General features: G+C 60.9%; 13 protein-coding genes. 10 read left to right on the top strand and 3 right to left on the bottom strand.

The genetic code is table 11. The annotated features are described in order from the left end of the window. Position 1: 1 nt before the first annotated feature. From MTR64_RS09085 to MTR64_RS09075, 3 genes are all read right to left on the bottom strand, one after another. Positions 2 to 460, bottom strand: a complete 459-nt coding sequence (locus MTR64_RS09085) for a hypothetical protein (protein ID WP_243993024.1) — start codon at positions 458 to 460, stop codon at positions 2 to 4. 59 nt (positions 461 to 519) lie between these two features. Next, entirely contained in the window at positions 520 to 1,917 is a 1,398-nt protein-coding gene (locus MTR64_RS09080) for a pilus assembly protein TadG-related protein (RefSeq protein ID WP_243993022.1), read from the bottom strand. Between the two features lie 163 nt (positions 1,918 to 2,080). Continuing rightward, positions 2,081 to 2,902, bottom strand: coding sequence for a DUF2569 domain-containing protein (locus MTR64_RS09075; RefSeq protein ID WP_243993020.1), 822 nt, complete (start codon positions 2,900 to 2,902; stop codon positions 2,081 to 2,083). Between the two features lie 551 nt (positions 2,903 to 3,453). Between MTR64_RS09075 and MTR64_RS09070 the strand changes: the two genes are divergently transcribed. The 10 genes from MTR64_RS09070 (at position 3,454) to MTR64_RS09025 (ending at position 12,315) form a co-directional block, all read left to right on the top strand. Next, positions 3,454 to 3,633, top strand: a complete 180-nt coding sequence (locus tag MTR64_RS09070; protein WP_243993018.1) for a Flp family type IVb pilin — start codon at positions 3,454 to 3,456, stop codon at positions 3,631 to 3,633. An 82-nt stretch (positions 3,634 to 3,715) separates the two neighbouring features. After that, on the top strand, positions 3,716 to 4,597 hold the full coding sequence (cpaB, locus tag MTR64_RS09065) for a Flp pilus assembly protein CpaB (RefSeq protein WP_268740831.1): 882 nt from the start codon (positions 3,716 to 3,718) through the stop codon (positions 4,595 to 4,597). Between the two features lies 1 nt (position 4,598). Then, positions 4,599 to 6,146, top strand: a complete 1,548-nt coding sequence (locus MTR64_RS09060; RefSeq protein ID WP_243993014.1) for a type II and III secretion system protein family protein — start codon at positions 4,599 to 4,601, stop codon at positions 6,144 to 6,146. Next, positions 6,136 to 6,456: a hypothetical protein gene (locus MTR64_RS09055; protein ID WP_243993012.1), complete on the top strand. Its 321-nt coding sequence runs from the start codon at positions 6,136 to 6,138 to the stop codon at positions 6,454 to 6,456. Before MTR64_RS09060 ends, MTR64_RS09055 begins: the two co-directional genes overlap by 11 nt. A gap of 141 nt (positions 6,457 to 6,597) precedes the next feature. Next, positions 6,598 to 7,665: an AAA family ATPase gene (locus MTR64_RS09050; RefSeq protein WP_243993010.1), complete on the top strand. Its 1,068-nt coding sequence runs from the start codon at positions 6,598 to 6,600 to the stop codon at positions 7,663 to 7,665. A 2-nt stretch (positions 7,666 to 7,667) separates the two neighbouring features. Beyond that, complete coding sequence (locus MTR64_RS09045; RefSeq protein ID WP_243993008.1) at positions 7,668 to 9,053, top strand: CpaF family protein; 1,386 nt, start codon at positions 7,668 to 7,670, stop codon at positions 9,051 to 9,053. After that, a complete protein-coding gene (locus MTR64_RS09040) occupies positions 9,050 to 10,051 on the top strand; it encodes a type II secretion system F family protein (protein WP_243993007.1) in 1,002 nt (333 codons plus the stop codon). The genes MTR64_RS09045 and MTR64_RS09040 overlap by 4 nt, the downstream gene beginning before the upstream one ends. A 1-nt stretch (position 10,052) precedes the next feature. Further along, positions 10,053 to 11,024 carry a type II secretion system F family protein gene (locus tag MTR64_RS09035; RefSeq protein WP_243993005.1) on the top strand — a complete coding sequence of 324 codons (972 nt, stop codon included), beginning with the start codon at positions 10,053 to 10,055 and terminating at the stop codon, positions 11,022 to 11,024. Between the two features lie 37 nt (positions 11,025 to 11,061). Further along, positions 11,062 to 11,805, top strand: a complete 744-nt coding sequence (locus MTR64_RS09030) for a tetratricopeptide repeat protein (protein WP_243993002.1) — start codon at positions 11,062 to 11,064, stop codon at positions 11,803 to 11,805. 39 nt (positions 11,806 to 11,844) lie between these two features. Further along, entirely contained in the window at positions 11,845 to 12,315 is a 471-nt protein-coding gene (locus MTR64_RS09025; protein WP_243993000.1) for an A24 family peptidase, read from the top strand. Positions 12,316 to 12,317: the final 2 nt, after the last annotated feature.

Below are 12,317 nucleotides of genomic sequence, written 5' to 3'. Positions count from 1 at the left end.
CCTATCCAACCCTCATCCAGCCTTCCGAGGTCATCGCGGTATCGGCCAGAGAAACCGCGGACAGCCCCGGGAACAGCGGCGTGAAGGTGTAGTTGACCGTCACATAAACATAGTCGCCGGGTATGTCCGACGAACCCTGCGCCGTACAATCGTCCGGCCTGGCGTCCAGCGTGCCCACTTCGACAAGCTTGTCGGTGGTGTCGTCGTGGCAGAAATAGCCTTCGCTGATCGGATTGGTAACCGTGATGGAGCCGCCGATCGAAACCGTGTTGGCCGCGGCTGTCATCTTGTCGATCAGGTCCGAGCCGCAATTGACCGTGGCCGGCAGCTTCGTTTCGTCGCTGCAGACTACTGCGGCTTCGGCTGCAGCAGCCTGCGCAGCCATCTTAACCTGAGTCGAGCAATAGGTATACCAACCGAAATCAAGCACTTGCCCGATCAGTGCTACAAGGAAAATCAAGACAAGCGCGGTTTCCGCAGCTACTGCGCCGGAGCAGTCACGAAGAAAGCTGCGCGGGGTCATTGCACGAGCCACTTGTGGCTGGCCACGCCGACAGTAGGCGTTTCCAGGCCTGCCGCGTCGCATTCATCAAGCGCGCCATCCTTGAATATGTCACCCGTGCCACTCACCTGTACCGTGTAGGCCACCAGCACGAAGCATTTGTAGCCGGTGCCCAGCTTGTTGACGATGCCCCGCAAGTCGATGTTGGAATTGGGCGCATAGAACAACCCGGTTATATTGAAGGCGGGAGAATTTCCGGCCTGTGCAATGTCGACATTGGTCTTGAGGGCAGGGTCCTGATAGACGGCGACACCGTGCCACGGATTGGCGTCCGAAGTCGGTGCCGTTATGTCCAGTATGCCATTGCTTGTGTTCGATGGCGTGGGGACCGTGTCAGTCGGAAAGTGGTAATATTTGGAATCGGTGGGCGAGCCGGAAAACACGACAGTAGAGCTGTTTGCTTTGAACGTGTAATTCTGCGTGATCAGGCGGCCGTTATAGATCACCAGATTCACGTCGTTCAGCGTGACATTGCCCGTAAGCAGCACATCACCGCAGATCTTGACCGTACCGCTCAGCGTGGCGGCGTTCGAGAGGGTGTTGGCCGTGTTGCCAATCGATAGCTTACCGCCGCTCTTGGCCGCTTGCGCATAGCCGGTGCAGGTGTCGGCCGGAATGTTGTCAGCCAGTTCGGCATAGGGGTCTTCAAAGGGATCCACGTCATAGACATGGTCTGTGCCGCAACCGCTGTTGTCCTTGCCATCGACGGCGACGGTATAAACGGTTCCCGCATTGAGATTGTGTCCGTTGCAGGTTGCATTGTCGTTGGAAAATATGTCGCATCCGTTCAGGTCCGCATCCGGCACGCCGTTCGCCTCGAGGCCGTTGACTTTGGACCCGAGATCTTGTCCCAGCGTCACGATGCAGAATTCCGGGGCGTCGCCTGCCTGGTCGCCCGCGACGGCCATCGCGGCCACGCCCTGCTTTCCGCTCTTGTTTCCAGCGAAGCCGACAATGGGCGAGAAGAACAGGGGTGAGTCGTAGCCGATCACCACTTGCGTGCAGCCGGGCGCGGCGGTTGGATCGGCCGAAGGGCAGGTGACACGGCTGACATCGACTGTCACGCTGCCTTCGCCGTTGACATAACCATACTTGGCGGCCGTGCCGCGCGCGACATTGATGAAGTCGTCGTTGGGGTCGCTCGCCTCATCTGGCGTACGGGCGCCAGCGAGCGCGGCGGAATCCGCGGCGCTCTGCATGTCGCGCTGTTTGTAGAACCAGTAGCCCGCGTCCACCGCAAGGGCCGTGGCACCCAGAATCGGGATGAGCATGAGCGCAACCATCGTGGCCGTCGCGCCCGAGGTGCAGCGGGCGAACCGGTTAACAAAAGTTGCCAGGGCTGGGAAAACATTCATGGGCCGCCCCCGGGGATAGTCACGCGAAAGTACAAAAGAAGCGTAACTTCTTACACCTCAACTATCGCATGTTAACCGCCGGAGGGTCAATCAGCTATGTATGTTAACAGCCGGTGCCGGATGCGGTTGCCCCAATTCGGAACGAAACATTGCCTTGTAAGGATCAGCTGGCGATGCTGATTCGGGTGCGGCGGCGGAAGGTCACGTTAACCCGTTCGGAGACCAGCAGGTAGGGCAGCCAGACGACCACGCTGATCAGTACTTTCTGGATATTGCCGTGAAGCAGGGAGGCGAGTGCGTCGCCCACGGCGGGCGGCAGGCCGGGGGCGCTGGATACCTGTCCGGCGATCGCGAACTGCAGCGTGAGATCCATCAGCCAGGCGAAGGCCAGCATGCGCGGGAACATCGGCACGGAGCGCAGGGCCATGACAAAGCAGACCATGTAGAAGAAATTCATCACGATCAGGTCAAGCGTCATCGCGTGTACCAGAACATGTGCCCATTGCGGTGCGCCGGGGGCGATGGCGGGTATCGTCACGAGGTATTCGGCCGTGCGCACCGGAACGTTCAGCAGCAGGCCGATCAGCAGCGAGGTCATGAAGCCCAGCGGGCCGAAGGCAGGGTTGCGGTGCGCCTCGGCCACGTCGAGCTGGCGCCACTGGCCGAGCCGGGCGAGGCGAAAGAAAGGCTGGGCGGAAAGCAGTCCGCGCGGAAAGCTGCCGGCGGCGACGCGGTATCCGGCCACCGGGGCGAGCGTGACGAGCAGGAAGGGCAGGAACATCATCGCCCAGCCGGCCGGGCTGCGGGCACCCACGGGCGCGGCGGCCACCTTCACGGCGCCTGCCAGCAACATCACCGCGATCCAGTTGGCGATCAGCAGTTCCATGCGCAGGTCAAGAAAGCCGACCGCGCTGCGGGTGCGCCGGTGCAGCGCGGCGCGCCATGGGGCCGTGGCTCGTGCGATCATGTCTGCGATCTGCGTCATGTACATGCCTTCACATTGTCGTCGTGAATGCAACGTCGCACAACAGGGTTAAGTTTCAGCTAAAGGCTGCTTTGAGGCTGTTTTTGTCATTTCTGCTCCCCGGCAAGCATTACAGACGGAAATTGCGGACCGGGAGAGTTGGTTGCCCAGGTTAACTTGGGCGAATCATGTTAAGTGCAATTTTGCACATTCCGGTATTTTCCCTGCAAGAATCGCAGTGCTGCGATGTCTGAAAATGTAATCTTTTTTAGCAATTAACCAATTGACTTAACATGCTGGTCGTTTAACGTACTGTAAACCAATGGTTATACGAAGGTCGCTGTAATTAGTTGACCTAACTAACGGCAATGGCGACACTACAGGCATCCCGAGGGGGAATGAATGGAACTCGAAACAAGCCTTCAAGCTCTTGAAAGTGAGGGGTTTATTTTCGGACTTCCGGTTTTCTCTCCTTCCCGGGACGGGTGCTTGCAGAGGGGTTTCTGTGGTGCCTGATCCTTCTCTCTTTCCGCGTCCGGTTCGGGCTCGGGCAACAATGTGGGTGAATTGCCATGACCAAGTTCCTTAACGCTTTCGTTCGTGATGAATCGGGTGCAGCTGCTGCCGAATACGTTCTGATCCTTGCCATTATCGGCACGGGTATCGCTGCCGGCGCGATCGCTCTGGGTGACGCGATCGGTACTGCTCTTCAGTCTGCTGCTACTGTTATCGGCGGCTATACCTATGGCTGATAATCGTTGATCTTACCAGGTAAGCTCCCGTCGCTTCGGTGGCGGGAGTTTTCTGTCAGGTGGAAATAAAGGGGGCGAGTAAATGCGGGGGCGCAATATCATTATTGCTGCGGTGGCCATTTTTGTCGGCCTGATAGCAGTAATCATGGGCAACGCTTATTTCAGCGGCGTTGAAAAGCGAACCGAGCAGGCCGCCGAAAAAGCCAAGATGGCGCGCGTCGTTGTGGCGATGCAGGACATGGCCTTCGGCAGCGCGATTACCCAGCAGAACGTGCGCCTGGCTGCCTGGCCGGCGGACTCGGTGCCGCAGGGCGCCTTTACCTCGATCGATGAGGTGACCAAGAACCGGGTTGCTTTGCGTCCGATCGTGATCGGCGAGCCGGTGCTCGCGTCCAAGGTTTCCGGCGCCAACGGGCGCGCGACGCTCTCGGCCAACCTGCCCGAGGGCATGCTGGCGTTTACGGTCAAGATCTCCGCCGATTCTGGCGTGGGCGGGTATGTACGTCCCGGCGACATTGTCGACGTGCTGCTGACGCGCCAGATCCCCGGCGACGGCGCCGATGGCGACGACAAGATGACCGACGTGGTGCTTCAGGCCGTACCGGTCCTGGGCATCGACCTGATTTCAGACGAACAGCAGACCAAGGCTCAGGTGGGCAAGACCGCAACGCTGCAGGTCACCACCCAGCAGGCGCAGAAACTGGCGCTTGCCACAAAGGTCGGCGCGCTCGACCTGGCGCTGCGCAACGTGGCGGACCAGACGCAGGGGCTGCCGAAGACGGTGGTGCCGCGCGACCTGACGGTCAGCAAATATTATATTCCCGCGAAGAACGCCAACGCGGCCCCGCGAGGCGCGCCCGCGCGTCCTGCCGGTGTCTTCGCGCCGCCCCGCCGCACCGGTCCCTCGATGACCGTGGTGCGCGGTGTTAGCCCGACCGAATACGAGGTGCGCCATGGGTCCTGAGATGAACCAACCGATGAAGCGCCTTGCGCTGCTCGCCCTGTCCTGTGCCATGGCCGCGGGCCTGACGGTGGCGGGTCCGATGGCCGCGCATGCCGCAGGCTATGACGGCTCTTCGCTGCGGGCAGGCACCCTGCAGGTGCCGCTCAACAAGAGCCAGGTGGTCAGCGCCGACCGGCCGATCGCCAAGGCCATGATCGGCAGCGACGAAATCGCCGACATCCTGCCCGTTACCGACCGCTCGATCTACGTGCTGGGCAAGAAAATGGGCACCACCAGCCTTACGCTCTACGATAGCGCGGGCCGCGTGCTGTCGGTGCTGGATATTGCCGTGGGGCCGGACGTGGAAGCGCTGGAAAGCCAGTTGCATGATCTGATCCCGAACGAGCAGATCTCGGCGCGCATCTCCAACGATTCGATCGTGCTTACCGGTGTCGTCAACGATTCCGGTGCGGTCGACCGTGCGGTGCAGATCGCCAGAACCTACGCCGGCGACAAGGTGGTGAACCTGATGTCGGTGGGGTCGAGCCAGCAGGTCATGCTGGAAGTGCGCTTCGCCGAAGTGAACCGGACTGCCGGGCGCGAGATCGGCGTCAACGGTTTCGGCGTGTCGCGCAATGGCAGTTTCTCCGGAATTACGGGGCGCGGCTCCGCATATGTGCCAGGCACACCCGGCACGATTACGGACAATTTCGATGCGGCCGGCAACCTGCTTTCACGCACTGTGGATGGTGGTACCGAGGCCTATCTCGGTTCCACCGGCATTACGGGCATGTTCGGCATCCTGCGCAAGAGCTTCAGCATCGGCAATGTCAGCATCGATGCCATGCTGAATGCGCTGGAGGAGCGAGGCCTTTCCAAGACGCTGGCGCAGCCGACGCTGATTGCGCTTTCGGGCGACAAGGCCTCGTTCCTGGCCGGCGGCGAATTCCCGGTGCCCGTGGCCCAGTCGAGCGGCGGGGGTGGCGTCGGCAGCGGTAATGGCACGGCGATCACCGTGGAATTCAAGCCCTTCGGCGTCAGCCTGGGCTTCACCCCCACTGTGCTCGGTGACAAGACGATCAACCTGATCGTCGAGCCGGAGGTGAGCGAGATCGACCCGAGCGCGTCGCTGACGCTCAACGGCATCACCATCCCGGGCCTGCGCACCCGCCGTGCCAGCACCACGCTGGAACTGCGCGACGGCGAAAGCTTCGCCATCGCCGGGCTGCTGCAGAAGGACTTCAAGACCAACATCCAGCAGATGCCGCTGCTCGGTTCGATCCCGATCCTGGGGGCGCTGTTCCGGTCCACCCAATTCCAGAAGGGCGAGACCGAACTGCTGATCGTCGTCACTCCGCACCTCGTCGCGCCGCTGCAGGCCGGGCAGGTGCAGCTGCCGACCGATCGCATCAAGGACCCGAACGAGGCATCCACCTTCCTGATGGGGCAGCCCTATGATCCTGTGGAACTACCCCCGGTTGCACCGGTTGCACCGGCTGCCCCGGCGGCCGGCAGTGACACCGGCGACAAGGCAGCCCCGGCAGCAAAGGGAGACGGCTATGAATACTGACCTTTCGCGATTTGCGGCGCCCAGCTTCGCCATTGCGCTCGCTGCCTCGGTCCTGGGCGGGTGCACCACATCGTCCTCGATGACCTATGGCGACGACCTGAAGGGATGGGGCGAGGCCAACCGCCAGACCATGGCTGCGCAGATCATAGATCCCGCGCCGCAGTATGACACTGCCGTGCCAGAAACCAGCGGGGAGCACGTTGCGAATGCCATCAACCGCTATCGCAACGACAAGGTGACGCGCCCCGAGCGCATGAAGACCTCCAACATGCTGAGTGGCCGCGGAGGTTCTGGTGCATCGGGCAACTGAGTAGGTTAGATGGGAAAGCTTGGATCTTCGCAATTCGAAAAGGATCTGGATTTGCGATCCTGCGCTGATGTTCTCGTTGTCGTCTCCTCAAAGTTTTCCGGGGCGTTGTCCCGCACCCTCGCGGGCAATGCTTTTCCTGGCTTGAGAGTAGCGGAGGCCGAGCCTTCGCAGGACATTCCCGGAGCGCAGGTACGGTCTGCATCGGTGGCGGTGATCGAGGTCGACCCCGCCAATCCGCGTTCGCTTGAGCGGCTTGTCCAGCTTCACCGCGTCAACGGCGACACGCCGATCATTGCCGCCGTTCCGGATGTCTCGGTGTCGCTGGTGCGTACACTCGTGCGCGAGGGTGTGGCCGACGTGATCTCGCTGCCTGTCGTGCCCGAAGAACTGCTGGACGCAGCTCTTGACGCTCTTGCCCACCGCTCTGCAGCGGCTGTGGACAGTGTCCGGCTGGCACCCATGATCGCGGTGGCACGCTCGATCGGCGGCTGCGGCGCGACTTCGATCGCGACCCATCTCGCTGCGGAACTTGGCCGGCGAGGAGCGCCGCAAGGTGTCCCCGCCGTAGTCGATCTCGACCTGCAGTTCGGCAGTGTCGCCGACGTGCTCGGTGCCAGTGGCCGGGGCACGATCGTCGATTTGCTCGACACCGGCAAAATGCTCGACGAAGAGCTGATCAATGCGGTGGCGCGGCATTCGGAGGACGGATTGGCCGTGATTTCGGCACCAGACGATATCGTGCCTCTGGAAAGCATCGATACCGACCGTCTTCTCAAGGTGCTGGACGGTCTGCGGCACAAGTATAGTCCCGTTGTGCTCGATCTGCCTGCGAACTGGACGAGTTGGACCCTTTCGGCTGCGGCCGCCGCGGACGTGGTCGTTCTGGTTGTCGAAATGACGATCCGCAGCTTGCGTCAGGCGAAGAAACGTCTTGAACTGTTCCGATCGGTGGGCATCCCCGCCTCGAATATCGTGGTGGTCGTCAACCGCTTCGAGAAGCGCCTGTTCCGAACGATCAGCCTGGATGACGTCGCCGAGACGCTGCACCATCCGGTCCTTGCGAGCATTCCTCTTGACGATCCCACAGTGAGTTCGGCGCAGGACCAGGGACGGCTCGTTTCCGCGGTGCACCGCAAGAGCCGCTTTGGTGCCGGCATCGCGAGCCTTGCCGACGCGCTTCTGGCAGGACGCCTTGGGGGACAATCCTGACCATGTGGCAAGTCAAGAGAAACTCGAAGTCGCCTGACGCACAGACCGATCAGGGAGTGCAGGATCTTCCGTCGAGCTTTCTGGCCGACGGGAGCAGGCCGTCCGGCTGGGAACACCGGTCGGAACTCAAGATGCGAATCCATCAGCAACTGCTGGATCGTGTCAACCTGACTGCTCTTGACAAGCTGTCGCGCGAACAGATCACAGCGCAGATTTCCGCGATTATCTCTGAAATCCTCGCCGAAGATGGCGAGGTCCTGAACAAGCTTGAGAAGTCCGCGCTCGAGACGGAAATTCTCGACGAGTTGCTGGGGCTGGGGCCAATTGAGCCGTTGCTCAAGGACGAAACCATCACGGACATTCTCGTCAACGGCCACAAGAGCGTGTTTGTCGAGCGTTACGGTTTGCTTGAGAAGGTCCCGACGAGGTTTCAGGACGAACGGCATCTCCTGCGCATCATCCAGAAGATAGTTGCCAGGGTAGGGCGGCGCATCGACGAGTCCTCGCCTTTTGTCGACGCGCGATTGGAAGACGGATCGCGTGTCAATGCGATCGTCGCGCCGCTGGCGATCGACGGTTCGCTGCTCTCGATCCGCAAGTTCTCCAAGAAGCCGATCAGCATGGACCGGATGATCGAGTTGGGCAGTGTTCCCCGTCAGGTCGCCGAAATGCTCAAGGCCATCGTCGAGGCGCGCTACAACATTCTCATTTCGGGCGGCACAGGTTCGGGCAAGACGACGTTGCTGAATGCGCTGTCCAGCTATATCGGCCCGCGCGAGCGCATCGTCACGATCGAGGACTCCGCCGAACTGCAACTGCAGCAGGATCACGTCGCCCGTCTGGAAACCCGACCGCCCAATATCGAGGGCAAGGGTGAGGTTACGCAGCGCGATCTCGTCAAGAACGCGCTGCGAATGCGCCCAGACAGGATTATCGTCGGCGAATGCCGCTCCGGCGAGGCGTTCGACATGCTTCAGGCCATGAACACCGGCCATGACGGCTCCATGACCACCATTCACGCCAATACGCCGCGAGACGCCCTTTCGCGCGTCGAGCAAATGATCGGCATGAGCGGCATCGATATTTCGCCGAAGTCGGCCCGTTCCCAGATTGCATCGGCGCTGCATGTCGTCATCCAGATCGCGCGCCTGAGCGACGGCAAGCGCAAGCTCATGAGCCTGTCCGAGATCACCGGCATGGAAGGCGAGACGATCACGATGCAGGAGATCTATCGCTTCGTCATGACCGGACGCGATGCCGATGGCAACGTCCTCGGCCATTTCGAGGCGACGGGGATCCGGCCCAAGTTCGCGAATGCATTGGCCGCACACGGCATTCACCTTGATGCGGAATTGTTCAGGCCCAACGCGAAGTTCGACGCGTCATGACACCGCTCTTCGCCAGGCTGCTGATCCTCATTGGAATTTTTGCATCGGTATTCCTGGTTTCCCAGATTGTCATAGGTTTCATGGTAAATCGCCGCGCCGAACAACGCGCGGTCAACAAGCGCCTCAGCCTGTTGCGCTCGGGGCGCGACACCGATGAGGTTCTTTCAATCCTGCGGCGCGGGACCCCGCCGCGCCTGCCTGAAGGAGCGGGCCCGCTCGGGAGAGCGTATTTTCGTTTCCAGCAGTCGGTCGTCATGGCGGGGATCACCCTGGGACCGAAAACGGCGGTTTTGTACATGGGCTTCGGTGCCGTGGGCGTGGGGCTGTTGCTTTTGTTCCTCGTTTGGCACTCTCCCATCCCGGTCACGGCGGGGGTCATCGAACTGATCCTTGGGCTGGCGATCGCGATTGCGGTCGGCGTGCCCCTTCTGGTGATCAGCCGCATGGCCGAGAAGCGCCGAACCCGGATGGAACGCCAGTTTCCGCTAGCGCTTGAAATCTTTACGCGCGCACTCAGGGCCGGCCACCCGATCGCATCCGCTCTCGATCTTGTGACCAAGGAAGTCGAGGACCCGCTCGGGAGCGAATTCGGCATGGTCTCGGACGAGGTTTCCTACGGCGCCGAACTCAATGACGCACTGCTCGACCTTGCAGAGCGATGGGACCTCGACGATATCAGGATGTTCGTCATTTCGCTGTCCGTGCAAAGCGAGACGGGCGGGAATCTCGCCGAAGTGCTGGAAAACCTGAACAAGGTCATCCGTGATCGGGAGTCGCTCTACATGAAAGTGCGGGCGCTCAGTTCCGAAGGCCGAATGAGTGGCTGGATGCTCACTGTCCTGCCTATTCTCACCTTCGTTGGCGTGTTCCTCCTCAGTCCCCGGTTTTACCTCAACGTGGCCGGGGACCCGATGTTCACATACGGGTTCACCGGCCTGATCGTATTGTACTTCATCGGCGTGTATATCATCCGCCGCATCATCGATCTGGAGGTCTGACTTGGAAGAGATCATCGCCTCCAGTCCGTATTTGAGGGTGCTGGTGCTCCTAGCAGCATTTGCCGCGGTCGCGGGCCTGGTTCTTTTGGTACTGACGCTGATTGGCCGTCGCGCTTCGGTTCGCAGCGAATTGAAGAGCATTTCAGCCTATAGCAGGGACCTGCCGGTCGAGAGTCTGACGAAGCGCCGCAACGATGCCTGGACCCGCCTGGTGGACCGCATCGAGAAGGCCGGGCTCAATCTGGGGGACACGAAGGCCGATGTCCTGAGAGATCGGTTGAAGGCCGCAGGCTATACGTCGCCGGCCGCCCCCAGGATATATACCCTGATCCGGCTGTTGCTCGTCATTGCCCTGCCGAGCCTGTTTGTCCTGTTGTCCCTCGGAGGCGGAAAAGAGATCTCCTTCATGCGGCTCTACCTGTTCGGGTCGATCGCCGCGGTTGTGGGATTGTATGTGCCGTCTCTGTTCGTACGCGCCAAGGCGGACCGGCGCCGCGAGGCCATCGTTCGCGGCTTTCCCGATTGTCTTGATCTCCTGCTGGTCTGCGTCGAGGCAGGGCTTGGGCTTGAAGCGGCGCTCAATCGCGTAGGCAAGGAAATGACGATTTCGCACCCGCTCGTGGCGGAACTGCTTACGTCCGCGACATTGCGTATCCGGGCCGGCGCCACGCGTGAGGATGCCTTGCGTAACATGGCCCACGAGGCGGGCGTGGACGAGATACGTGCTTTTTCGACGCTCATGATCCAGACAGACAAACTGGGCACAAGCATTGGCACCGCGCTTCGCACCTATGCCGCGGAAATGCGCGAAAAACGCAGGATGCGCGCCGAAGAGAAAGCGCATCGCATTCCGGTTCTCATTTCGATCCCGCTCGTGGTCTGCATGCTCCCGGTCATGATCGGGGTGCTCATGCTGCCCGCCATAATTCTCATCGTTCGCCAGTTGATGCCAGCCATGTCCGGAGGAGGATGACATGACGAATATGTACCCGCGTGTGACGTTGCTTGCAGTGTCCACCATCGCTCTTTCGGGATGCGGCACGATGCAGTCCATCCTCGGCATCCATTCGCAGCGAATGCCCGAAGTGCGCATGGCGGGCAGCGCAGAGCCTCAGACTGCGATGGCGCAGGCGGAAGAGGAAGGGCGTCAACATCTGGATCGTGGCGAAACGGGGCTCGCCGTGGAATCGTTCCGCCGGGCATTGTCGCTTGGGGCCCCGACTGCAACGACGCTAAATGGCATGGGCGTCGCCTTCGCGCGCCTTGGCCGATATGAATTGGCTCGCCACTATTTTTCGCAGGCTGCCGCACTCGATCCTGCGAACGAGCGCTATGCCGCGAACCTGACTCGCCTTACCCGTTCGCCGGCTTTTGCGATGCGACACGAAGGGGACCTGGCGGCGGCAGTAGTGAGCGGTACCGCAGCAGATCCCGTTGCCGAAACAACCCAGGCGGTCGCTGCAGTGGCTCCACCGCCTTCCAGGCTTTCACGCGTATCGCGTAACGAATATCAGGTTCGCACGGTTGCGCCGTCGGCGGCACCACTGATTGATCGGAAGACTCTGGATTCCCGGTTCAAACCGCTCGTCCGCATTGAATTCAGCAAGCCGGATGCATTCAAGGCCAATTCGTCGGGCAAGTCCGTGGTCTCCAATCCGCATCTGAACCGGGCGGCCGCAGCTGTCGATCCGTCTTTCAAACCGATCGTTCGTTTCAACCTCAAGGGGCCGCAGTCGTCGGAGCAAAATGACTGACGTAAGCCCGCTCCCACGCTCATGGTTGGATCAATACTCGTGACGTTCGCTCTCGCTGGCAAGTTGGCCATTGTTGCCCTGGGGGTGATCGCGAGTTGGCTTGATATCACCAGCCGGCGATTGCCTAACTGGCTGAGTCTGCTGACGCTTGCAGCTGGATTGCTCGTAACGGGTTTCAGCGCCGGGGTGAGTGCGATCGGCGGTCATATGGCTCATGCTGCGGCCGCGCTGCTGGTGGGCATGATATTGTTCCGGTTCGGCGTTGTGGGCGGCGGCGATGCCAAGTTTTACGCAGCAATCGCATCATGGTTCGGCTGGTCGCAGGCCGCTGGCCTTTTGCTGGCGGTATCCCTTTCCGGCATAGGGATTTTCCTTGGCTGGTTCGCGTGGAGACGAATGACGAAGAAGCCCATCCGTGGATCCGCTTCGGCGTCGGACAGTGACAAGTTGCCCTACGGGATAGCGATCGCCGTTGGTGGCGTGCTGCAGTATTTCGTAATGGTTTTGTAGAA

Origin of the sequence: Novosphingobium album (ex Hu et al. 2023) (assembly GCF_022832385.1) — a bacterium.
GTDB lineage: Bacteria > Pseudomonadota > Alphaproteobacteria > Sphingomonadales > Sphingomonadaceae > Novosphingobium > Novosphingobium album.
Note: the sequence above shows the minus strand (reverse complement) of the source record. Positions and strands in the feature narration are given on the sequence as shown.